Origin of the sequence: Treponema sp. Marseille-Q3903, from assembly GCF_014334335.1 — a bacterium.
GTDB lineage: Bacteria > Spirochaetota > Spirochaetia > Treponematales > Treponemataceae > Treponema_D.
On sequence record NZ_JACSEU010000001.1, the window covers coordinates 1,541,802 to 1,565,901 of the forward strand.

Here is a 24,100-nt window from a genome sequence, read left to right on the forward strand (position 1 = left end):
TAATATAAAATATGACTTATTTAGCAAAAATCGGAGAACTCACTCTTAAAGGGTCAAATATCAAGGAATTTGAAAATCTTTTAAAACACAATGCTGCAAAATACATTGAAGGGCTTGGATGCAATATAACTTTGCGTGCCGGACGTCTTTACATCGACTGCGATGAGTCTGCTGCACAGAGAGTTGAGTTTATGCTCTCTCATCTGATTGGTATTACGGGATGGGCAAAAGCTGCTGTGTGCGAAAAAACTATTGAAGATATAAACCGCACTGTATTTGAAATCGCTAAAAAAGAAGCTGAACGCGGCTGCAAAACTTTTAAAATCGATGCACGTCGTTCAGATAAAAATTTTCCGCTCAATTCTTATCAGATTTGCTGTGAAGCGGCTGGAGATGTTGAAGCTATTATGAAAGTCGATGTTCACAAACCTGACACAATTTTGTATGTTGAAGTTCGTGAACGCGTATTTGTTTTTGCCGACTCAAATATCGGTTGCAGAGGGCTTCCTGTCGGGTCAAGCGGAAAAGGACTTTTGCTGCTCTCTGGCGGTCTTGATTCACCTGTCGCAGGTTACAGAATGCTCCGCCGCGGAATGAAGATTGAATGCTGCTATTTTCATTCTTATCCTTATACTTCAGAAGAAGCAAAACAAAAAGTAGTCGATTTGGCTCAAAAACTCGCATATTACGGAATTACGACATATCTAAACGTAATCCCGTTCACAGAAGTTCAGATGAGGATTAAAGAAAGAGCTCCAGACAGCTGGTCAACTTTGATGCTGCGAGTCTGCATGATGAAGCTTGCAAATCGTCTTGCGCGCAGATGCAACGCAAAATGCATAATCACTGGTGAAAGCGTCGGGCAGGTTGCAAGTCAGACGATTGAAAACATGACAGTTACAGAACATTTTGCAGAATTTCCCCTTCTCCGTCCGCTGTGCGGCATGGATAAAGAAGAGATAATAAGGGATTCATATTTTATCGGCACTTATGATATATCAATTTTACCATACGAAGACTGCTGTGTGCTTTTCAGCCCGCGCCATCCTGTTTTGCGTGCGACATCTGAAGAGGCAGAAAAAATATACAGCTCTCTCGAAGTTGAGCAATTGATAGATAAAGCTTACAAAGAACGCGAAATAATCAAACTCAGCGTATACTGCGCGCCAACAAAAAAAACTGTGTAGAATCGGGAAGACGCTATGAACGCTCAAGAAAAAAAGTTGATTTACAGTCTTCTCAAAACAGCAGATGCATTTTTATGTGGGTATACACGCAAAGAATTTCAAAATGAGATGATTTTTGAAGAAGACAAAATAAAAAATACTATCTGTGACAAAATTTTCTCTCCTACTGATGACACGACTTTAAGAGAACTTTCTGCAAAAATCATGAGATGCACACGATGCGGTCTAGCGCGTACACGAAACAACGTCGTACCCGGAGAAGGTGTACCAAATCCTGACGTCATTGTCATAGGAGAAGCTCCCGGATATGATGAAGATATGCAAGGACGTCCGTTTGTAGGAAAAGCAGGAATGCTTTTGGATAAAATGCTCGATGCAATTCAACTTGACAGAAAAACTAACTGTTTTATTGCAAATATCGTAAAATGCCGTCCTCCTGAAAACAGAAACCCTTTCCCGGATGAACAGTCTGTCTGTTTTTCTTTTCTTGAGGCTCAAATAAGCATACTGAAACCAAAAATGATCTTGTGCATGGGCAAGGTTGCAATTGAAAAACTGATCGAGCAAAAAATCTCAGTTACAGCTTCTCACGGACAGTTTTTTGATTATAAAGGAATCCCTGTCATGGTAACATATCACCCGAGTGCTTTGCTCAGAAATCAGGAGTTAAAAAGACCTGCATGGGAAGATTTAAAGAAATTCAAATCGAAATTAAGTGAAATGAAAGCAAATTCTGTGTAAAGTGAGATGAGTTTGGCGAATGAAAAAATATATCAAATATTAAAACAGTCGACATGAAATATTTAGAGATAATCCTTAACCTCCCAATCAATCAAGGGTTTACATATTCTTATGTTCCTCCTGAAAATGAAAAACCGGAATTTGTGCCGGAAATCGGCAAACGTGCAGAAATAATGTTCGGCAACAAAAGGACGGAAGGTTTTATCATAAACATTTTAGATAAGATTCCTAAAAATTGTCCTGTCGATGAATCAAAAATAAGACCGATAAAACGTGTTATAGATAAGGAACCTCTTTTCGGAACCGAATTGATAGAGATGGCAAAATGGATAAGCCATTATTATCTTTGTGCTTTCGGAGAAGCTATTTTTTCAATGCTCCCGAGTGGACGAAGAGAATCAAATGCAGGAGGATTTTCATTTGAAGATGAAATCACCTCCTCAACAAAAAACAATCTTTCAGACGAACAACAAAAAGCTGTCGATGATATTTTGAGTTCGCCTACATCATCTTCTTTGTTCCACTACATCTACGGAGGGACAGGAACTGGGAAAACAGAGGTTTTTCTTTCTCTTGCAGAAAAAATGCTCCAAAAAGGAAAAGGGATAATATATCTTGTGCCTGAAATCGGGCTGACAGGTCAAGTTATAAAAGTTGTTTCAGAAAGATTTGGAAACACGGCCGCAATCATTCATTCGGGGCTAACCCCTTCTCAAAGACTTTGTGAATGGCACAGAATTATGCACAAAGAAGCACGTGTTATAATCGGCACTCGTTCAGCGATTTTTGCGCCTGTTCCTGAGCTCGGACTTATAATAATAGATGAAGAACACGACGGCTCATATAAATCAGGGAACAACCCGCGATATCATGCACGCCAAGTTGCAATGCACAGATGTTCATCTCTCAAAATAAAACTTGTGATGGGAAGTGCGACTCCTTCTGTTGAAGCGTGGTATGGAATACAAAAAGGGACAATTTTACGCCACACACTTTCAAAACGGCTCGCAGGCGGAGAGCTGCCAAAAATTTCATGCATCGATTTGAATATTTATCAAAACGGCGGCTGTATTTCAAAGCCTCTTGAGCAGCAGATAAAAAAAACTCTCGACGAAAAACATCAAGTTATTTTATTTTTAAATCGCAGAGGTTTTACACATTTTTTTAGGTGCAATACTTGTGGCTATGAAATCGTCTGCAAAAACTGTTCAGTTCCTATGACGTATCACAAAAATGAAAACAAACTCAAATGTCATTACTGCGGATGGTCAATTCATCCTCCTTCTAGCTGCCCAAAATGCGGCTCAATTGATATCGGGACGAGCGGTTTCGGGACGGAATTTATAGAAGCGGAAACACGTTCAAAATTTCCAAATGCAAAAATTATCCGCATAGATACAGATACAGTAAAAAATAAAAAAGAACTTCTTGCATATTTAGATGATTTTAGAGATGGAAAATACGATATAATGCTTGGAACGCAGATGGTCGCAAAAGGGTTAAATTTTCCAAATCTTCAGCTTGTCGGCGTTATCATGGCGGATGCCGGACTTCACATGCCTGACTTTCGCGCAGGAGAGAGGACATTTTCGTTGATCACACAAGTTGCCGGACGAGCGGGACGTTATTTTCCTGACGGGAAAGTGATTGTCCAAACTTACAGCCCAACTCGTGAACCTGTTTTATACGCATGCACAAACAGAATCAGCGATTTTTACGATTACGAAATAAATCAGCGCGATATCTTAGACTTTCCACCTTTTACAAGGCTTTTGAGAATTGTTTTTAGAAGCTATAACAAAACAGCCGCAGAAGATACAGCGTATGATGCAGTTAAAATATTAAAGCAGAACGCACCAAAAGGAATGGAACTGATTGGACCTGCTCAATGTCCGATTGAAAAAATCAATTCGTCGTGGCGGTATCAGATTTTACTAAAAGGAACGTCAATTGTACCGTTGCAATCAGCCGCAAGAAAATTATTATTCGATTACAGACACGACAATAAAGTCTACATAGAATACGATGTTGACCCAGTCAGCCTGCTTTAGAAAATCAATATCATATGACCATATTCATTCGTTCGCGGACTTCTTCAAGAGTCTTTTGAGCGATCTCTCTTGCCTTTGCGGCGCCGTCTGTAAGAACTTTTCTTATATATTCAGGTTCTTTTTCAAGTTGAGCACGTTTTGTGCGAAGAGGACGGAGATTTTCATTCAACGCTTCAGTCAAAGTATTTTTGAGCATTCCCCCTCCACCGTCGCCGATTCTCTCTGCAATTTTTTCAGGAGATTCTCCGGTGCAAAGGGAAATCAAAGTCAAAAGATTTGCAACTTCCGGCCTGTTTACAGGATCATAAGTTATAAAACGTTCCTGATCGGTTTTTGCTTTTTTAATCACTTTTGCGGTTTCATCTTCTGTGGCGCAGAGCATGATTGTGTTATTTCGCGATTTAGACATTTTCTGAGAACCGTCAAGCCCCATAATCATAGGAGTTTTAGATAGCAAAACTTCAGGCAGCGGAAACACAGACTCTTTTCCGACGTCAGTGCAGAATTTTTTGTTAAAACGGTTTGCAATTGTGCGAGTCATTTCAATATGAGGAAGCTGGTCTTTACCTGCCGGAACAACATTACCTTTGCAAAAAAGAATATCTACAGCTTGATGAACAGGATACGTATACATTCCCGCATTGACATTTGTGAGCCCTGCCGACAGAATCTCTTCTTTTACAGTTGGGTTTCGGCTCAATTCCGCATTTGAAACCAATGTCAAAAAAGGAATCATAAGCTGGTTTGCTTCAGGCACATAACTGTGCGGATATATGATTACATCCTGTTTTTCAACGTCAATTCCGGCAGCAAGATAATCTATTACAAGTTGTTTTGTATTTTGACTGATTTTGTCAAATGCATCGTGGTCTGTCAGAACTTGATAATCTGCAATCAAAATCATAGTTGGAACGCCTAGTTTTGCAAGTCTTACACGATTTTGCAGTGAGCCAAAATAATGACCGATATGTAGACGACCTGTAGGACGGTCTCCTGTGAGAACTCTATATTTTTTAGGATTTTTGATCAAATCCTCTTCAAGTTTTTTGCTGCGTTCGATTGCGGCTTCATAACTTTTATTTATATCTGTGTACTGAATTTCGTCGCTCATAACTGTTCCTGTCATAAAAAGATGTTTCTTCAAATGATAACAGAAAAAGCCTCCAGTTACAACAATTTTTTGTTTTCCTGATTTTTTGTGCGACAAGATATTTTGAATATAACTTCAAGGTATTTTTATGTACACTTTTGAAGTAAAAGATGATATAATTTTCAATATCACTACAATTTAGGGAGTAATAATAAAAATGAAAACATTTGGCGGCTCTGTGCTGTTTCTGGATCGCTCAGATATAAACACTGACGAAATTATTGAAGCAAAATATTTGGAGGAACTTCCAAAACAGGAACTGGAAACTTACCTTTTTCAGAATCTTAAAATTGAAGGTTTTAACCCGGCAACTGATGTTGCAGGAGTAAAAGTTATAATCACACGTGAAAACTTTGGCTGCGGTTCTGAAAGAAAAAATGCTCCATGGGCGTTAGAAGTGAACGGCATCAATACAGTTGTTGCTCCCACTTTTGCTAAATCATTCAGACAAAATATGTTTGAAAATGGACTTATGGCAATTGAAATCGATAAAAAATCTATTGCAGATATGTTTCGCACATTTGCAGATAAAGAGACAGAATGTAAAATAGTATTAAATGACGACGGAACTGCAAAAGTAAAACTGATTGCAGGCTCTCTTTCTAAAAGCTATCAGTTCAATGTCGATGAAGCGGAAAAAGCTTTGTTCAATAAATAGAAATTAAATAAATTTTTCAAGCAGATTAAATAATAAAAAAAAGCGGTTCAAAGTTTTCTGAACCGCTTTTCTTATTTTCACCTATTTTATAAAACCTAAGCGACTAAAAAGAATTTTACCAAGAAAATCACAGAAAGAATAAATGTAAGGATAGATACATCTTTTGCTTTTCCTGTAAACAGTTTGATTACAGTATATGTGATCAAAGCAAGCCCAATTCCGTGTCCGATAGAACCTGAAACAGGCATTGCAAGAAGCATGATGAACACAGGTGCTGTCTGTGTAATATCATTAAAATCAATGTTTTTCAAACCGCTCAGCATTAAAATACCGACGTAAATTAACGCAGAAGAAGTTGCAGCAGCCGGAATGATTGCCGCGATTGGTGCAATAAACATACAAAGAAGGAAGATAATTCCCGTAGTCAAAGCAGTAAGACCTGTACGTCCACCAGCTTCAACACCAGATGCAGATTCAACGAATGTAGTCACTGTTGAAGTTCCTGTACATGCACCGGCAACTGTACCAACAGCGTCGGCAAATAAAGCTTCTTTCATGTTTGGCATGTTGCCATCTTTATCAAGCATATTAGCTTTTGAAGCAGTTCCGACCAAAGTTCCAATTGTATCAAACATATCTATGATACAGAAAGTAACAATCAAAGTGATGATTGTAAACCAACCGATCTGAGCTGCGCCTTTGAAGTTGATTTTGAACAATGTGTTTTCAGCCATGTCTTTAAACTGCGGAACCCAAGATGCGCTAGAAAGGCTTGCAAACGGATTTGTGTGGAAAAAAACAATCTCACCGACCCAGTAGATGATAGACGCAACGAGCATTCCAATAATTACACTTCCTTTTATTTTATAACGAGAAAGGATGATGATTGTGAACAAGCCCACAAACATTGTTATCACTGTCAAAACCATCATACTGTAGCCGGAACCCATTGAAATTTTTGCAAATCCGGCAGTCAAAGCTCCAAAGAAATCTCTCAAAACAAAGAACGGACCGCCTTTATCAGAATATATTCCGCAATTAGAACCAAGCCCGATATTCATAAGCATAAGACCAATTGCAGGTCCAATTCCAAGTCGAACGCCAAGTGGTATTGCATTTACAATTTTATCGCGGATATTCAAAACAGAAAGAAGAACAAAAATAATACCTTCAATAAGGATTATCACAAGACCAGTCTGAAATGATTCTGTATATGAAAGACCTGTAATCGACACAATCTGTGCTGTAACAAAGGCAAAAAAGCTATTTAAACCCATGCCAGGAGCCATTGCAAAAGGTTTGTTAGCAAGAAATGCCATTACAAACATACCGATTGCCGAAGCGATACATGTGGCAAGGAAAATACCGTTCCATAACCCCTTGCCACCATTCTGGCTAAAACCTGTAAGAAGATTTGGGTTTAAGGCAATGATATAAGCCATTGTCATAAAAGTTGTAAGACCGGCAACAATCTCTGTTTTTACAGTAGTCCCGTTCTCCTTAAGTTTGAAAAACTTTTCCATAAAATTTTCCTCCTTTTTTATGGATAACAATATTTAACATACCTATCTAATCAATTTACAGACTCAATTAGAGAAGTACTAAAACCTTGTCAACACAAGCTTTTACACATTCTCCGCAGCTTGTGCATTTTGAGTAGTCAATAATCGGAATACCGCTTGAAAGATCGATTGCATTTTCTGGACATTTTCGGACGCACATGCCGCACTTAAAACATCCGGCAGAACAATCTTTACGGATCTGAGGTTTGTTGTCTGAATAACATGAACAACGCGCAATTGCACCTTTAGTATCGGCGTCAATAAGCCTGAAAAGATTTTTTGGACACGCCTTTGCGCATTTTCCACATCCTGTACATTTAGATTTATCTACGACAGGAATACCGTCTTCACTCATGTGCAGCGCATCGAATGGGCAAACTTTTACACAGTCGGCAAGCCCAATACATCCAAAGGCACATTTTTTTGTACCATTCATGACAAGGTTCGCACCTTTACATGTCTGAAGTCCATGGTACTCACCTTTAGACAAAGCGCACTCTTTTGTGCCGTGGCAGGCAAGAAAAATGATTTTAGGTTTTACTTCCACACCGGCAGTTCCAAGTATTTTTGCGACTTTTTCTGCACATGAAGCACCGCCGGCAACACATCCACTTGCAGGAACATCACCTTTAACTACGGCGCGGGCAAAAGCGTCGCAACCTGCAAGCCCGCAGCCTCCGCAGTTAGCTCCCGACAAAACTTCACGAACTCTGTCAACTTTCGGGTCCGTATCTACGTGGAAAATCTTTTTAAAAAGACCGAGCAAGACTCCGAGAACAAAAGCGATTACGACTGCACAAATAATTGTATAAATTATTGTATTCATTTTGCTACCTATTTTATCAATCCCTTGAAGCCGAGAAATGCCAAGCTCAAAAGCGAGGCTGCAATAAATAAGACAGGAGTTCCTTTAAAACTCTGTGGAATCTTTGCGATTTTAATGCGGCTGCGGACACCGCTCATGATTACCATACTGATTAAAAATCCGAATGCTGAGCCAAATGCGTAAACAAGACTCTGCCCGTAATTGTAATTTTTATTTATACAATTGATAGTCACTCCGAGCACAGCACAGTTAGTCGTAATCAAAGCGAGATAAACGCCCATCGCACTGTACAGTCCCGGAACCATTTTTTTAAGGAAAAATTCGACGAGCTGCACTAAAGACGCAATCACTAAAATAAATAATAAGGTTTGAAGAAATTGAAGCCCAAGCGGAACCATAACAAAATAATAGATAGGCCACGTAACGGCTGTTGCAAGAATGATTACGAATGTCGTCGCAAGCCCCATTCCTGTCGCTTTTTCCGAATCGTTTGTCATTCCAATAAACGGACAGATTGCCAAATACTGAATGAATACGACGTTATCTATGATAGCAGATTTTATGAAAATCTTGAGTGTCTCGATCAATATGTCCATCAATCTGCCTCCTTATCTATTTTTTTTTGTTTTACGCGCGTTGTAAAATTGAACAGCAGCGCCAATCACACCGAAAACCAAAAAGCCGCCCGGAGCGCTGTTGAATAATCCGATTCTGTAAGATTCAGGGATAACTTCAATTTTAAGCGATGTGCCGGCGAGCAAAGTCCCCGCGCCCAAAAGTTCACGGAACAAAGAAATCGATACCATAACGATAGTGTAGCCTATTCCCATTCCAAGTGCATCTAAAATTGAATCTCCTATGCTGTTTTTAGACGCAAATGCTTCTACACGTCCCATGATGATACAGTTTACAACAATCAGCGGTAAAAAAACGCCAAGCGCATTGTAAAGAGAAGCTACATATGCCTGCAAAACAAGCTGAACAATTGTAGTAAAAGCCGCAATTATGATGATAAAAACAGGAAGACGAATCGCGGATGGAATAAGTTTTTTAAAAATACTGATGACAATTTCACTCATCATCAAAACGAACGTCATGCTGACTCCCATTCCAAGTCCGTTAAAAATGCTTGTTGTGACACCTAAAGAAGAGCAAAGTCCGATATTCAGAACAAGAAGAGGATTCTCCACAAGGAAACCTTTTGTAAAGATTTTAAATTTGTTACTCATAGTCGTGCTCCTTCATGTACTTTATCAAAGATTGAGTTCCTTCAGAAACCATATCTCCAAGCCCCTTGCTCGTGATTGTAGCGCCTGAAATTGCATCAAAATTCGAGCCATCTTTAAATCCATTTATTGCAGATTTTCCTGTGAACTGACCGTAAAAAGTTTTACCGCTTGGAAGTTTGAATGTCGAATCATTTGCTTTTAGACCAAAACCCGGAGAATCTGAAAGTTCAAGAACTTGCATTCCCGTGATTGTTCCGTTTGTGTCGATGCCGACTATTATTTTTCCCTTATCATAAGTTGGACCTGAAACTTGGGCAACACCGCCGATCACTTTTCCGTCTTTTTTGGCAAGATAAAAATCGCTTATTGTAATCGCATTTGTAGAAGCAGGTTCAAAATCGGAGATTTGTGCAAAACTGTCCGCACTTTCAAAAACTTGACGCATAGCTTCATTTGCTTTATCAATCTGATTCTGAGCGATTTTTGGAGCGGTAAAATTATTCACAACAGCAAGGACTGCGCACGAAACGACAGCATAACAGACCAGAATAAGCCCAAGTCTGAGCATTTCTCCTATGCCTGAATTTTTAAGGCTCATCTTGTTCCTCCTTTTTTTACAACTTTACCGTAACCGTATTTGCGCACTGTAAGGTTATTTAAAAATGGGGCAATTGAATTCATAATCAGAATGCTGAACATAACTCCTTCAGGATAGCCGCCGAATTTACGGATAAGAAAAGTTATTAAGCCGCATCCTGCTCCAAAGACAAGCCTGCCTGTTTTTGTAAGAGGCGTTGTTGCGTAGTCTGTCACCATAAAGCATGCCCCAAACGCAATTCCTCCTGTTAGAAGATTTTTTAATATTTCATCAAATGCAGAAATAATGCCGTTTGAAATTCCTGCAAAAAAAGCGCACACGATGACAGTAAAAACCATTCCAAAAGGTGCACGCCAGTCAATTATCCTGCACACCAAGAGAAAACAAAACGAAATGCAGATAAGCAAAACAGATGTCTCTCCGATACAGCCGGCTTTGTTTCCAAGAAAATATTGTAAATAATCTATTGAATCGACTGCACCAGATTTTAAACCGCTCAAAACTGTTGCTGATGAAATTGCATCTACAGCGCTAGCTGTGTGAGGGGCAAGCCATTTTGCTCCCATTGCAGAAGGAAAACTTATAAACATAACAGCGCGCCCGGTGAGAGCCGGATTAAATACGTTAGAACCGATTCCCCCAAAAACACCTTTCGCAAAAATCATAGCTACAGCGGAGCCGATAATCACTGTCCAAAAAGGAACTGATGGTGGGCAGACCAAAGCAAGCATAATCCCTGTTACGCATGCAGAGAGATTTCTTATTAAAATTTTTTGATGTGTTGCTCTTTGAAAAAGATATTCAAATAAAACACAGCTAACAACGCTGACAAAAATCGTAACCGCAGCACGCCAGCCAAAAAACACAATTCCTGCGACGCACTCTGGCAAAAGAGCAATAATAACGGCTGCCATTATGTATTGAGTTTTTAATTTAAAAGAAAAATGAGGACTAGAGGAAAGATGTAAATCGCCCATTATTTTGCCTCCTTCGATGATTCTTTTGCAGCTTTTGCAGCTTTCAGCCGTTCTTCCGCCATCTGCTGACGCACAACACCCTTGGCAAGTCGAACACGCTGGACAATATTTATATGTGCAGGGCAGACAAATGCACAGCATCCACATTCGATGCAGTCCATAAGCCCAAATCTTTTTGCTTTTTCATAATTTCCCAATTTAAGTTCCCGAATGATAAGCGCCGGTGCAAATCGCATAGCACATGTTGAAATACAGCGCCCACACGAAATACACTGCTCTTCTTCACCGACATAAGTTTCTTTTTCAGTCAGGAATGTAACACCGCTAGTTCCTTTTACGATTGGAAACGACATTGTAGACATCGCAAATCCCATCATAGGACCGCCGGAAATTATCTTTGCAATTTCGCCCTCTTTTAATGAGAAAAATTCAGGAGTAAGGTCGCTGACAAGAGTGCCGATCGGAACACGAAGGTTGCACGGCTTTACAACAGCATTTCCGGATATTGTAAGAGACCGGTCTATCAACGGCTTACCTTCCCTAAATGCTTCACTGATTGCGCAAACAGTCCCAACATTGCTGATTACACAACCGATATCGGCAGGGAGTTTTCCGCTTGGAATTTCACGATCAACAGCAGCTTTTACGATAAACTTTTCAGAACCTTGCGGATATTTTGTCTTTACAAGACAGACAGAAAGCCTATCCTGAAGTTTTCTATCCGATATTTCTTTTTCGAGAATCTGTTTGATATAGAGTTTATTGTCTTCAAGCACAACGATTCCTTTTGCAGTTTCATCTACAATTTGAAGAATTATCGCAAGACCATCTATCAGCTTTGAATGATTTTCCTGCATTGTGCGTTCATCGCAAGTTAAATAAGGTTCACATTCGGCAGCATTTACAAGGACATATTCGATTTTTTTATCATGTGGCGGATTCAGCTTTACATGAGCCGGAAAAGATGCGCCTCCCATGCCTACAATACCTGCATCGCGAATGCGCTTTATAGCCTCTTCTTTTGTACATTTAAAAGGGTCGAGGACAGGCATATATTCTGTTCTGCCATCATCATCTGATTCTATAATTATGCACAAAACCTCTGAGTTTCCCGTAACAACGCAATTTTGAATTTTCTTTACTTTTCCAGAGACTGAAGAATGAACAGGACAATTCATCAACTTGTCGCCATCAGCGATAATCTGACCACGTGCAACAAGATCCCCTATATTTACAAGCGGAGAATTTGGAGCGCCGCCCATAGTGACTGGGATCGTGACAGTTTTAGTCGACGGAAATGCGGAAACAATAGGACAAGAGTTGCTCATTTCTTTGTATTCTTTTGGATGAATGCCACCCTTAAAAGTACGAATTTTCATAAAAGGCATTATACATTTTTATATTGACATTGTAAATTAAAGATATGCAACGATATATTGTTAATATAAAGTTGATTTTGATATAATCGGTTTATATGAAAAAGACACTTTTTATAACTTTGAATATTTTGTTTTTTATGATGACTTCGTGTACAAAAAAATCGGAAACGTATTTTGAATCTATGAACACTTTTATGAAAGTTCAGGCATACGGAGAGAAAGCAAAAGAGGCAAATGCCGCTGCACAAAAATATATCGGAGAGCTTGAAAAACTCATTTCCGTCACTAAACCGGAAAGCGAAATCTATAAATTAAATAATTCAAAAACTTTTCCGGTAAAAATAAAAGTAGAAGCTCTCGATTTGATTAAAACGGCGCTTGATATGGCTGAAAAATCAGACGGAGCGTTCAACCCTTGCCTTTACCCAGTCTCTTCTGCATGGGGTTTTACAAAAAAGCAATACAGAATTCCGCCTGCACAAGAGATAGCTGAAAAACTTTTATTGTGCGATTGGAAAAAAGTCAGGATAGAAGCCTCAGATGTCTACATGGAACCCGGAATGGCTTTCGACCTCGGCGGAATTGGAAAAGGCTTTGCCGGTGATGAAGCCGCAAAAAAAATGCGGGAATTTGGAATAAAATCAGCGCTGCTTGATCTTGGCGGCAACATTCAGCTGATTGGCAAAAAACCGGATGGCAGCGACTGGACTATTGGAATAAAAAATCCATTTGACAAAAATTCATCTGTTGGAACATTAAAAGCAAACGATGTCGCAATTATAACTAGTGCCGGATATGAAAGATACTTTGAAGGTCCTGACGGACACAAATACATACATATTTTTGATGGGACAACAGGTTGTCCGGTTGAAAACGATTTAGTTTCAACGACAGCGATTGCAAAAAGCGGAACATACTGTGACGGGCTCTCAACTACACTTTATGTTTTGGGACTTGAAAAATCAATAGCATTCTGGAAAAGGAATCCTAATTTTGATTTTATAATTATAACAAAAGATAGACAGATTTATATAACGAAGAAAATTGCAAAAAAATTTACAATGAACGGAGATCTGAATGGTTTTGCAGTCTCGGTTGTGAAATAAAACTGCATAAAAAAAAGCTCGTCTGAGTGACGAGCTTTATAACAGCGGATGAAGGGAGTCGAACCCTCGTCATCAGCTTGGAAGTTTTAACGTATATTTTCAACGTCACTTAAAGACAATCAAAAATCTTGATAAGATATTTGTATTATATGATAAAATAAGGACTTATGCAACCGAATGTTTTTGAATATCGTTTAATATCGTATCGCTTTTATCAAATCAAATCCCAAATTCAAACATAATTTAAATCCCAAATCCTATCAGCCCTGAGGGCTGAGAAACAGAAAAAGGCATTATTTGCTAAAGAATTAGTTCTTCGTTACGTCTTGCTGGCTGAATTCGTCGAATTTCCATTACGTTATCAATCACAACATACCAGACAGTATAATTTCCAACATTTATTCTTCGGTATGGATGTTCACGTTTTTTGCCAGATTGCAAAGGATTCCGGACCATCTTCAAGACGCTGCATAATTGCCTGTTCAATTTTATCCAAAGTATTTTCAGCTGCAATCGGGTTTTTATATTCATTCAAAATAAAATTAATTGCATCAGCTAAATCCTGCTTCGCGATAGGAAGGTAGCGTAAAGTATAGTCCATTATCTTGCCCTTATCTGATTACGGATTGAAGAAAATACTTCCTCGTGAGTATAACGAGTCGGATCTGTTTTAGCCTGCATATCAGCTTCATCGAGCTTTGATTCAATGTTATCAGTAAGACGGTCATACAAATCAAGACTCATAACAACCATTGAGCCATAACCGTTTTTTGTAAGAAATACCGGAGCCTGTCGTTCAGCAACTAGAGTTTCGATTTCAGAGAATTTATTTCTTAAGTCAGATACAGGTCTTATTTGTGTCATAAAAGCACCTCACTTATCAGTTGGTTTTATTATCATAATTATATCATTATTTTATCATATCAGACAAGAACTAAATTTAATAAAAATTTAAAAGGCCTTCTTAAAAACCGTTCGCTCCAACCGTACTTCGTACCGTTTCCGCTCACTACATTTCTCCTAGTTCTACAAGTGCCATCTTCCAAAAAGGTAGCAAACAGACACTCCACGCATCTGCTTCACTTCGTTACGCAGTAGCGTTCCGCTTTGTGTCCTGCCTGTTTCCGCATGTGGGCCAATCATCGGGAAAGATACATTTCTCTTCATCCGCAAAAATTGAAGCTCCAGTAAACATTGGTCGTGGCGGATTGTATGGGTCATCCTTTTGCAAAAGCCGCCAAACGTATCCGAGTTCTACAAGTTGGTCCGTAACTGAAAAATGCATCGGGTGGGTGTCGCAACTTAAAACTGCGGTCAGTTCAGGCCCACGGCAGGGGGGAAGGGGGCAAACCTTTTGCTCAACATTGCAGTTGTCCCGCAGTTTTAAGATGCTCAGTCGGTTCTACAGTGGCGGCTTTTCGGGAACTTCTTTCGTATGGGAGAATTGCTTCAGTCGCACAGGCACCGCTAGTGCCTGCGCTCCATCAGCAAGGCGGCAACGTCCGTGTTGCCGCCTCTTACAGTGATACATTTATTCTCCACTCAGTAAACGTTTCTACAAGTGTTGCTCTGGTCGCGCGTCCGTGCGCTCCCACCGCTCAACGGGCCGATGAATCTTCCAGCTCCAGAAGCAGACTTGCCAAAAGTTATGGACGCTTCGCGCCCTTGAGTTTGAAGCAAGACTGCTTCTTCCGAGTTTCATCTTCCAAAATAAAAATCTCTCTTCCAGGTCCGCCTGCGGCGGACAACGTGATGATCTTCCACCCAAAAGCTTCATCTTCCATCTCCGCTCAGACATGCCTACAATCGAAGATCCGTTAAGAAAAATGCACCGCATTTTTTAGGCTCATCGAAAGAACGGCTCGAAACGATTTATCGTTTCGCTCAAAAGTTTGCGCCTGCTTCGCATACGCTTGAGTTTGAAAATGTGTAAGACCTGTGTTCAATCGGGAAGCGTTAAAAAAATTGCGAAAACAATTTTTAGCTTATCCGACTATCTTCGCTCCGTGTCTACCGATTTTCAGAAAACCGATGTATAATAAAACCATGAGTGATGAATACGAAGAAGGTATCAACGAATACAAGAACGGCCACGATTTTTACAAGAACTCAAAAGACGAGAAAATCTGGAAGGTCGAAAATCCAGGACAGGAAGGTCCATATCTTTTCAGCTTCGACCAGGAAACAATCTTCAACTTCTGGACCGATTACCCTGATAAGCTGACTCCTGAACAAATCGAAATTTTCAAAAAAGAAAATCCAACCATGGCCGCATTAAAATAAAAACTGCGGGGGGGGAGCGCGCACAGCGGTCTAAAATCTTTTCAAAAAAATTAATCTGCTGTCGTTTACTGTAAAGAGCACATATGCAGAGCATATGTGATTTTAAGATATATTACATATTACGTATAAAATTTATTTTAATTTCTTATGAAAACGCGCTCTAAGAGAACTTATATAAATATAAGCAATTCAACATAATTCAACGACATTGTACAAACACTAAAAGCACAAGAATCAAAGAGCGCATTGAAATTCAATTCAATTAAAACACGCTCTTTAGAGCACATATTCTGCTTTCTATCAGAACTCCTGTTCCGGCACCGCTTTACTCTCAGTGCGGATAAAAGGCGCCAGCCGCTCTTGGGGGCACGGGGGAAAAGAATAATGAAACATTTATAAAGGTATGTTATAATAAGAATTAGTGGAGTTTTAATATGAAAAAATTATTTAGTCTAATTATAGTTTTATTTTGTGTTCAGTTTTTAGTAACTGCACAGGAAGAACCAACATGTTTTAAAATAATAGAAAAAGAATCAAATACAATTTTTATTGGATTATCAAATAAGAAAGTCTGGACTGATCAAGAAGTCAGAAATATTTATGCTCAATATAAATTAGATAATATGGATGAAAAATCACGCATATGGGATAACAGTTTTACAGCCGAAGAGCTTGAGAAAGTATCTCAGACATTCCGTGATTCTTACGACTATTCTATTGCTTATGGCAGCTATATAGAAGATTGGCATGATTATGGTATTCTTGCTACCTTCTATCTTGGCAAAGATGAAAATGGAAAATATTTATTTAAGATTTTTGAAATAGGAACTGTTTTATAACTTCTTTTAGTCCTATAATGAAAATATAGGACTAAAAAACATTTCTAGTTTTTATTTAAATAATTTTTAAGAACGTAATCTCTGCCTTTTGCATTGTATCGTTCTGCAATTTCAAAAAATAATTTCAAATCTGAACAATCGTATTCAAGTCTTATAAATTGACTGCCTTGTTTAGTTGTCGAAACAGAATAGTCTAAATTTTTACAACATGGCGCAATATCACAAATATCTTTTATGTCAGCCAGATAAATCAAATTCATACTATAAGTCAGGAACGATTTTGTTGAATCTACTGCATCTGAATATTCACTTGGACTTGAAAACCATTTTGACCAGATGTAATAAACAGTTGGTAATGTTGAATCAAATGTCTGAACTTGAGTATTTTTGTTTTTATTATCAGACATTGTTATAAGCAATCTGCATCGGTTTCCATCACTATATTCTGTAATTTCAAATGTCTGTCCATAAACGCCACCATTGTAAATTTTCTTGGTAGTAGTAGTTTGTGCATACAATCCATTAATTGTTATTAAGAATAAAATTGTCAACATAACAATAATTTTATTTTTCATAAAAGTTCCTCCAAATATTTTATTCATAAAGAACAAATGCAGCCCAATAATATGGGTGGTTATAATCATCACTATTACGGAATTCATTTTTTACTTTACGATATGCCTCAGAGTACGACATTCCGCTTTTTACTTTTTTATACATTCTAGTCATGAATTCAGCTGTTGCTGCATCATCTACACTCCAAAGAGTTACTCCGACATTTTTAGAACCAGCTACCATAAATGCACGAGAAAGACCAACCATTCCTTCTCCTTTTTTTACTTCACCAAGACCTGTTTGGCAAGCAGAAAGACAAACCATTTGTGCATTAAGATTTAATGAAGATGCTTCTCCGATAGTTAAATAACCATCATCAGTCGAATCACTAATTTTTCCTGATACCTCAGAGAAAAGGACACTGGACATTTCACTTAAATCAGAATCATAATATCCATGACAAGCGAAATGTAAAATCGAATAATTTGCGAGACTTCCATTTTTTGACATTGATTTAAGATTTGCTTCACTTGCTATTTTCTGTGTTTCAACTTTAGCTTTTGTAAATGTACTTTTTTGAAGGGTTTCAATCTCAACAATTGTTCCTGGTAAATCACGCCAGTTTAATTTTTTCTGTTCATAGTATTTTGCAGATCCTTCATTTTTTATGAGTTCCTGTAAAGCTTCCGCAGAAAGTTTTGTTTGACTTTCTACAGTCGCAAAACTTCTATCAAAACCACGCTTCCCAGTTCCTCGTAATGTTTGGTTATGCTCCTCCTCTGATAATGATTTGTCATACCACGCTCCACCAAACAATAAAGTATCTTTATTAGATGTTTTTATTGAATCAGCAATCATACTGACAGAAATTGATGGAGATATCCCTATAGAGTATTTTTTTCCAAATTCTGGAGAGTCAGAATTTTCTCTAAGAATATCAAAAGGTAAAAATGATAAATTTCCGTCTGTTACGATTAATATATCTTTACAGCCTTTTAAATGTGGTAAAACAGGATTTATAAGTTTTTCATATAATTCGTTTCTTTGTTTTTCAAAAGTTACTTCTGATTTTATTGGTCTGTGTGTAATTGCATCCCTTAAGATATTAATTGTAGTATTATAATCGTATTTCGGATCAAGACAAACTGTAGTAATATTTTTATTTGTAGCAATTATACAATATGCAAAACTTTCATTATTTTCTGTTTCTGGTTCATAAAGAACATATTCAATTATTGCCCTGTTTTTTCCACACCATTTTTTTATCTCATTTGCTTTTGGAGGCTGTGGATTTCTTAATTGGGCATAAGCCGGTATTCTTTTACTAATTTTTTCATCAAGTTTAGAAAGTGATTTCTCTGATGTTGATAGATTTTTTTCCGCTTCAATTAATTTCTTAGAATCTCTTTCGTTTTTTGATATATTATTTTGTTTTTCAATCTCATTTCTTGAAATATCTATTTGTTGTATTAATTTTTTAATTTCATCACGTTCAGATTCTGAAACACCATCAAGATTAATAGCTCTCTCAAGACCAATTTGATCAAGGAAGCCTCTACTTCTAAGCATTTCAGAATATTCTAATGCTTTTTCTGGATTATTATTTCTTGTTTCAAAATCAACACCAAAATAATAAATATATAATGAATCTTTTAGTAATTGTGATTTTATAGAAGTCATATCTAATCTTGCACGTTCAATTGTATCAATTGCTAAAGCGATAGTTTCCCTAATGAAATCAATATTTGTATCAAATCCATCTGTACGTGAATTTTTTAAAATCGTAGTAAGTACAGAAATAATTTGATTGTAATTTGTACTAACTTTATATCCTTCATAGCAATTTCTAAAATTTTCAATTGCTTTTTTATAGTCATTAATAATGGCATAATGACATCCAAGCATATAATATTCTGTAGATGCTTTTGCGGATTTTTCTCCGCATTGGTTTATATAAACATTTAGAGCTGCTTTATATAAAGCTTCAGCATCTTCGTACTCTTGATAAATTTCATATATACCTGCAATTCTATCATATGCATCTGCAACATCTGTAGTTTCAACTCCGTATATGTCAATTAAAGTATTCATGCATTTACGAAAATACTCTAGAGCTAATAAATAATCACCTTTATTCTCGCAAGCATCGCCCATTCCTAGGTAACATCTTGCAACATCAGAATGTTTTTCTCCATAAAACTTTGTAAATATATCAGCAGCCTGAGTATACATTTTAAAAGCTGAATCATAATCACCTTGTGAAATATAAAGTCTTCCCAAAGCTTTATTTGTGGTAGCAATTCTTGGATGTACATTACCAAAGAGTTTTATGAATATAGAATTTGCTGCTTCATAATTAGCAATTGCCCGAGAATAGTCACCCATTCCTTGATATACTTGTCCAATATTTGAATATGCTACACCGGTGTTTTCAGTATTACCATATAGTTTTAAATTAATATCTAGAGCTTTTTTCCAATTATCAAGAGCTTTTGGATAATCTGATTTTGCATAATACAAGCAACCAAGTTGATTATATAAAATTGCATAATATGATGAATAAAAATTTGCATTAAGTTCAGTTAATATTTTATCAGCATATTCAAATAAATCTAATGCATCATCGAACATTTGGTAGTCTGAATAAATTGAAGCAAGATTTATTATTGTATTTGCGACATCATAATCAAATTCACCAGATATTTTTTTTCTGATTTCTAATGATTTTGAATAATTATAAAAAGCATCTTCATATTTTCCTGCATAATAATTTTCTACACCGATATTAAAATAACATGCTGCTGTTTTTAAGTTATCCTCTGAATATGTTTTCTTATAAATATTCAAAGCTTTATTGTAATAATTTATTGCTGTTAAATGGTCTCCTTTTGCGCCATATACCATTCCTATATCGCTATAACAAGTTGCAACTTCTTTATAGTTTTCGCCAAAGAGTGAAATTATAATATCAAGAGATTTATTATAATAATTTAATGCATTTTCAAAATCAGAGTAATCATAATAAATATTTCCAATAAAAATTAAAGTATTTGCTTCGCTTTCTTTATCACCATTTGTAGAACTGTAAAATTTTAAAGCTTTATTAAGCCATGTTAAAGCTTGTTGATAATCAACTTTATTGTAATATGTTAATCCTGTAAAAAAATAAACATCGTTAGTATAAATATGGTTTTTACCATATACTTTTTCATAAATAGGAATTGCTTTAAGATAATAATTTAGAGCATTGTTATAATCCTGATTGTTAAAATATTCATTTCCTTTTGAATAAAGCGAATAAGCTTCATCAGATGTTTGTGTAAAAGTAGAAAAATTGAAAATTAAAAGAATTATAAGGCCAGTAAATAGTTTCTTTAATTTCATTTTTAATTCCTTAATTTTATAAAAGTTGAATCATATTTAATTCGTCATCTTCATTTTCAGATAATTCAATATCAGAATTTCCATTAGAAAAGAAAATTAGAAATAATGTGAATATACAAATAACAGCAATAGGTAATAAAACTAAAATAGGTTTTTCTTGTTTACCTAAAATAAGCCATAAAATAGTACCTACACACCCACCAAAAGAACAAATCAAAATGGTAAAACTTGCCCACATATTTATTTTCGTAACAGAAAAATCAAATTCTTTTGTCGGATTTAATCTACTTCCAGTTTTTTTGGGATTTAAATAGACATCGTATAATGGTCCTATTTCAGTTTTTTCAAGTAACGAAACATGTACTTCCCAATTCTTTTGCCAAAACTTTGAACCTTTATTAACCATATGCCATGCAACAGAAAAGAAAAAGCCTAATCCTGATAAAATTGAAATTACAGGAGCAAAAAAAGAATAGTTATTATTTTCAACATATTTACATAAAATTGCAAATAAAGCAGTGTATATAATTGTTATGAATGCCCAAAAGAATCCTGTTCGTCTCCAATATAAATCAATTTCGAATTTTCTGATTTCTTGAGCTTCTTTTAATGCTGTAAAACGAGATCTTTCATTTTGATTGTTTAGATTTTCAGGAAACAATTCTAAATATTTTTCATTTTGTGTAATACTTTTAGCTTTTCTTTTTTGTTTACTCATAATTTGTAATTCCTAGTAAAAAATAATAAAGCCTTGTAATTAAATTACAAGGCTAATTCGTCAGATTTTGATTTTATTAGTTTGTATAAAGTTCAAAATAAGACATATATCTAGAGTTGTTTTTTACAACTATATGGAAGTTACCATCCCATCTAGGAACGAAACTACACCATGCACTTGTGCTATATGAAGTATCTTTATCTATAAGATTCCAATTTGAATCATAAATATACAAATCAAGGTCACAACCATCTAAAGAATAAACATCAACTTCTGCATATCGACCTGCAACAAAGCCTACGTTGTAATATGAAACTTTACTGTTTCCATATACATAAGAATAATCATATTTTGGTCCACCAAATGCACCGCGTGTAGCAGATGATTTTACAAGTTTTTCAACAGTTTTTGCATATGCAAGTAAAGTTTTATCTTTGCCGGCTAATTTTTTTCCATCTTCTAAAAGTTGTTCTGCAGTATACTGTTTCTTTTCAGAAGCGCTTTCCTTATAACCAGATTCATCCTGAGAAGCTTTTGTTGTCATTTCTTGAGTTGGAATTTGCGCTAAGATTTCAGCTGCACAAAGTAATGATGAAGCTGATCCATTTTTGTAACCGTAATCTGCTAACTGGAAGGCTGTCTGTATAGAAGCCATTTCTTCTGATACAGGTGTTTTAAGTTCTTCTTTTGCTTCAATTTCTGGCTGATTTGCGGCCTGTGCAAATACAGATGTTGCAATTAAAGCACTTGCGAAAATAACCATTAGTTTTTTCATTTTTTCTTTTATTCTCCTTGGATTTATTTTATAAAAAGATTTATAAAAATCAATTTATTACTTAATTAATGGAATAATGTTTGTCCAATAATTATCTTTGCTTTTATCATAATTATTTATAACAACATAAGGTGCTGCTGGGTTACGAGTGATTAAAGCAACGCTAACATCGCATCCACGCTGTTTCATTAATGCCTTTACAGATGAAGCTAAATCATTATTTGGGTTCACGGTTCTCATGTGATCAAAATCTATTACATAGCCCATTGATTCAATCCAGGTAGGTACATATTTATCAATTATTGAATTACCATAACCATCGTGGTATGTGTAAGTATCATAAAGCCAATAATGAATTTTACCATGTCCTTCAATATAAGCCCATCCATCCTGTTCTTTGTAAGATTCTGCTACATTATAAAACCATTTTCCATTAAGTGTTACACCAGAATCCCAATGCCATCCTCCACTTTCTATTGGAGGTTCTTCAGCAAAAAGAATAATTGAAATAAATATAAGAGGAAGAAAAAGTAATTTTTTTTTCATAACCTCACTCCTAGTTGTAAAATCATTTTTCAGTTTCTGTCTAATTTTTTTTAATATTTTGTTATTAACAATTATAAACCTTTTTAGCTTTAAAATACAGTAAATTACTAATTTTTTATATTGTGCTTTTCTTCTATTGACAACAGCCTTTATTCAAGCTATCTTGAATTAAAGGCACTTCATTTGACACAGTGATTTAGAATTAACCTAAATGAATTGCTTCCCTTTTCGAGGGGAATCAGTCCAACTTATTTTAGTTTTAATGAATCTGTATTGAAAGTTCGTGTTTGATTTACCTTAAATATTTTACATTATTTATTTAACATCAATTATGAACACTCGAAGTGTCTTCAAAAATCTATTTGGAGGCATTCATGAATTTTAGTGAACAACAATCAATTATCAATTCTCAAAGAGAAATCGAAGAAAAAATCGGTTACAGTTTCGGGACAAACCGTCGTTTATTAGTACAGGCCTTTACAAGAAAATCTTTTGCCGAAGAAAATGAAGGAATCGAGGATAACGAAGTTCTTGAATTTTACGGAGATCAGCTTGTAAACACCATTATGACAAAATGGATGTTTGACTCATTCAGCCAATACTCTGGCAGTTTTCAAAATGATTATTATTATTCTAAAAAAAATGAAGCTGAACTTTCTGAAATACGTGCCAGTTATATTAATAAATCTGCGTTGGCGCATTGTATAAGAATTCTTCAGCTAGAGTATTTTCTTCTGCTTGGCAAAGGTGATATAAAAAAAGAAATCTGGAATAATGATAAAGTTCTTTGCGATTTATTCGAAGCAATCATTGGTGCTATTGCTGTGCATTCAGCCACCCGTACATCAAATGGCTATAAATGGAATTATGATATTATAGAAAAGTCCTGTAAGAAAATGTGGGATATGTTAGATATCAAAGAAGACTATGTTGAAGAACTTGAATGTTTATGTGAAGAAATGGATATAGACTATCCAAAATATATTCCTCAACCAGTTTATCTTACCCCATCAGGACAAGAGTATCGTTGTAAAATTGAACTTTATAATGATGACGGAAATTGTTTTAAAAGTTTAGAAGCTTCCGGAAATTCAAAAGTAGTTGCACAATTAAATGCAGCACAAGCTGCAATAAACTATCTTGTAGGAAGTCAAATTAAAACTGAGCTTCAAAATGCAACTCCCGAAAATGCACTTGAATTATTAAATGTTCTTTTTTTAAGAAAACAAATTGCGAAACCAGAATTTAATTTTCCTTCTTGTAAAAATGAAGATGGTAATCAGGTCTGGACTTGTGAATGTTATATTACAACATTTGAAAATCTTCCAGGCTATAAAGAACATGGTATCGATACTGGTTATACAAAACAGGAAGCAAAACAAAATGCCGCCTATGATTTAATTTGCTGGTACTTAGATAAACCAAATGAAAATCGTATATGGATTTGTCCGGTATGTGGTGCTGAAAATTCATATGATACAAGAATATGTACAACTTGTTACGAAGGCGAAAACTAAAAAAAATATAAGGATAAAA

General features: G+C 36.2%; 24 protein-coding genes. 8 read left to right on the plus strand and 16 right to left on the minus strand.

Going from position 1 to position 24,100, the window contains the following annotated elements:
- Positions 1-11 precede the first annotated feature (11 nt).
- Genes thiI through priA form a run of 3 tightly spaced genes read left to right on the plus strand, consistent with a single transcriptional unit; the run spans position 12 to position 3,979 of the window.
- Complete coding sequence (gene thiI, locus H9I37_RS06975; protein ID WP_187381733.1) at positions 12-1,187, plus strand: tRNA uracil 4-sulfurtransferase ThiI; 1,176 nt, start codon at positions 12-14, stop codon at positions 1,185-1,187.
- A 15-nt stretch (positions 1,188-1,202) separates the two neighbouring features.
- Positions 1,203-1,928, plus strand: coding sequence for a uracil-DNA glycosylase (locus H9I37_RS06980; RefSeq protein ID WP_187381734.1), 726 nt, complete (start codon positions 1,203-1,205; stop codon positions 1,926-1,928).
- 53 nt (positions 1,929-1,981) lie between these two features.
- A complete protein-coding gene (gene priA / locus H9I37_RS06985) occupies positions 1,982-3,979 on the plus strand; it encodes a replication restart helicase PriA (RefSeq protein WP_187381735.1) in 1,998 nt (665 codons plus the stop codon).
- A 10-nt stretch (positions 3,980-3,989) separates the two neighbouring features.
- Here the strand turns inward: priA and trpS are convergent, their stop codons facing one another.
- Positions 3,990-5,090 carry a tryptophan--tRNA ligase gene (trpS, locus tag H9I37_RS06990; RefSeq protein ID WP_187382544.1) on the minus strand — a complete coding sequence of 367 codons (1,101 nt, stop codon included), beginning with the start codon at positions 5,088-5,090 and terminating at the stop codon, positions 3,990-3,992.
- Positions 5,091-5,286: 196 nt separating this feature from the next.
- Here trpS and H9I37_RS06995 point away from each other — a divergent pair, with 196 nt between their 5' ends.
- Positions 5,287-5,787: a 3-isopropylmalate dehydratase small subunit gene (locus H9I37_RS06995; RefSeq protein ID WP_187381736.1), complete on the plus strand. Its 501-nt coding sequence runs from the start codon at positions 5,287-5,289 to the stop codon at positions 5,785-5,787.
- A gap of 95 nt (positions 5,788-5,882) precedes the next feature.
- Here H9I37_RS06995 and H9I37_RS07000 read toward each other — a convergent pair whose 3' ends face one another.
- The 7 genes from H9I37_RS07000 to rsxC all read right to left on the minus strand — a co-directional run bounded on the left by H9I37_RS07000 (position 5,883) and on the right by rsxC (position 12,358).
- Positions 5,883-7,310: an NCS2 family permease gene (locus H9I37_RS07000; RefSeq protein WP_187381737.1), complete on the minus strand. Its 1,428-nt coding sequence runs from the start codon at positions 7,308-7,310 to the stop codon at positions 5,883-5,885.
- Positions 7,311-7,377: 67 nt separating this feature from the next.
- Positions 7,378-8,175 carry an RnfABCDGE type electron transport complex subunit B gene (locus H9I37_RS07005; protein ID WP_187381738.1) on the minus strand — a complete coding sequence of 266 codons (798 nt, stop codon included), beginning with the start codon at positions 8,173-8,175 and terminating at the stop codon, positions 7,378-7,380.
- Positions 8,176-8,183: 8 nt separating this feature from the next.
- The gene (locus H9I37_RS07010) at positions 8,184-8,762 is read right to left on the minus strand and encodes an electron transport complex protein RnfA (protein ID WP_187382545.1); all 579 of its coding nucleotides are present in this window, start codon (positions 8,760-8,762) and stop codon (positions 8,184-8,186) included.
- Between the two features lie 21 nt (positions 8,763-8,783).
- A complete protein-coding gene (rsxE, locus tag H9I37_RS07015; RefSeq protein WP_187381739.1) occupies positions 8,784-9,404 on the minus strand; it encodes an electron transport complex subunit RsxE in 621 nt (206 codons plus the stop codon).
- Complete coding sequence (locus tag H9I37_RS07020) at positions 9,397-10,002, minus strand: RnfABCDGE type electron transport complex subunit G (RefSeq protein ID WP_187381740.1); 606 nt, start codon at positions 10,000-10,002, stop codon at positions 9,397-9,399. Before H9I37_RS07020 ends, rsxE begins: the two co-directional genes overlap by 8 nt.
- Entirely contained in the window at positions 9,999-10,979 is a 981-nt protein-coding gene (locus H9I37_RS07025) for an RnfABCDGE type electron transport complex subunit D (RefSeq protein WP_187381741.1), read from the minus strand. The genes H9I37_RS07020 and H9I37_RS07025 overlap by 4 nt, the downstream gene beginning before the upstream one ends.
- Positions 10,979-12,358: an electron transport complex subunit RsxC gene (rsxC, locus tag H9I37_RS07030; protein WP_187381742.1), complete on the minus strand. Its 1,380-nt coding sequence runs from the start codon at positions 12,356-12,358 to the stop codon at positions 10,979-10,981. Before rsxC ends, H9I37_RS07025 begins: the two co-directional genes overlap by 1 nt.
- Before the next feature lie 95 nt (positions 12,359-12,453).
- Between rsxC and H9I37_RS07035 the strand changes: the two genes are divergently transcribed.
- Entirely contained in the window at positions 12,454-13,464 is a 1,011-nt protein-coding gene (locus H9I37_RS07035; protein WP_187381743.1) for an FAD:protein FMN transferase, read from the plus strand.
- 418 nt (positions 13,465-13,882) lie between these two features.
- Here the strand turns inward: H9I37_RS07035 and H9I37_RS11515 are convergent, their stop codons facing one another.
- From H9I37_RS11515 to H9I37_RS07050, 3 genes are all read right to left on the minus strand, one after another.
- Positions 13,883-14,065 (minus strand): type II toxin-antitoxin system RelE/ParE family toxin, encoded by a 183-nt coding sequence (locus H9I37_RS11515; RefSeq protein ID WP_255422514.1) that lies wholly within the window; start codon positions 14,063-14,065, stop codon positions 13,883-13,885.
- Positions 14,065-14,328 carry a type II toxin-antitoxin system Phd/YefM family antitoxin gene (locus H9I37_RS07045; RefSeq protein WP_187381744.1) on the minus strand — a complete coding sequence of 88 codons (264 nt, stop codon included), beginning with the start codon at positions 14,326-14,328 and terminating at the stop codon, positions 14,065-14,067. The genes H9I37_RS11515 and H9I37_RS07045 overlap by 1 nt, the downstream gene beginning before the upstream one ends.
- A gap of 782 nt (positions 14,329-15,110) precedes the next feature.
- A complete protein-coding gene (locus H9I37_RS07050; protein ID WP_187381745.1) occupies positions 15,111-15,248 on the minus strand; it encodes a hypothetical protein in 138 nt (45 codons plus the stop codon).
- A gap of 262 nt (positions 15,249-15,510) precedes the next feature.
- Between H9I37_RS07050 and H9I37_RS07055 the strand changes: the two genes are divergently transcribed.
- Both H9I37_RS07055 and H9I37_RS07060 read left to right on the plus strand, forming a co-directional pair.
- Complete coding sequence (locus H9I37_RS07055) at positions 15,511-15,747, plus strand: DUF7675 family protein (RefSeq protein ID WP_187381746.1); 237 nt, start codon at positions 15,511-15,513, stop codon at positions 15,745-15,747.
- Positions 15,748-16,181: 434 nt separating this feature from the next.
- Positions 16,182-16,586 carry a hypothetical protein gene (locus H9I37_RS07060; protein WP_187381747.1) on the plus strand — a complete coding sequence of 135 codons (405 nt, stop codon included), beginning with the start codon at positions 16,182-16,184 and terminating at the stop codon, positions 16,584-16,586.
- 44 nt (positions 16,587-16,630) lie between these two features.
- Here H9I37_RS07060 and H9I37_RS07065 read toward each other — a convergent pair whose 3' ends face one another.
- From H9I37_RS07065 to H9I37_RS07085, 5 genes are all read right to left on the minus strand, one after another.
- On the minus strand, positions 16,631-17,140 hold the full coding sequence (locus tag H9I37_RS07065) for a hypothetical protein (protein WP_187381748.1): 510 nt from the start codon (positions 17,138-17,140) through the stop codon (positions 16,631-16,633).
- Positions 17,141-17,180: 40 nt separating this feature from the next.
- Positions 17,181-20,525 (minus strand): CHAT domain-containing protein, encoded by a 3,345-nt coding sequence (locus H9I37_RS07070; RefSeq protein WP_187381749.1) that lies wholly within the window; start codon positions 20,523-20,525, stop codon positions 17,181-17,183.
- Positions 20,526-20,541: 16 nt separating this feature from the next.
- Positions 20,542-21,243, minus strand: a complete 702-nt coding sequence (locus H9I37_RS07075) for a RipA family octameric membrane protein (RefSeq protein WP_187381750.1) — start codon at positions 21,241-21,243, stop codon at positions 20,542-20,544.
- Between the two features lie 76 nt (positions 21,244-21,319).
- Positions 21,320-22,018, minus strand: a complete 699-nt coding sequence (locus H9I37_RS07080; protein ID WP_187381751.1) for a hypothetical protein — start codon at positions 22,016-22,018, stop codon at positions 21,320-21,322.
- 57 nt (positions 22,019-22,075) lie between these two features.
- Positions 22,076-22,564, minus strand: a complete 489-nt coding sequence (locus H9I37_RS07085) for a hypothetical protein (RefSeq protein WP_187381752.1) — start codon at positions 22,562-22,564, stop codon at positions 22,076-22,078.
- A 374-nt stretch (positions 22,565-22,938) separates the two neighbouring features.
- On the opposite strand from H9I37_RS07085, the gene H9I37_RS07090 reads away from it, so the two are divergent.
- Positions 22,939-24,081, plus strand: coding sequence for a ribonuclease III domain-containing protein (locus H9I37_RS07090; RefSeq protein ID WP_187381753.1), 1,143 nt, complete (start codon positions 22,939-22,941; stop codon positions 24,079-24,081).
- Positions 24,082-24,100 lie beyond the last annotated feature (19 nt).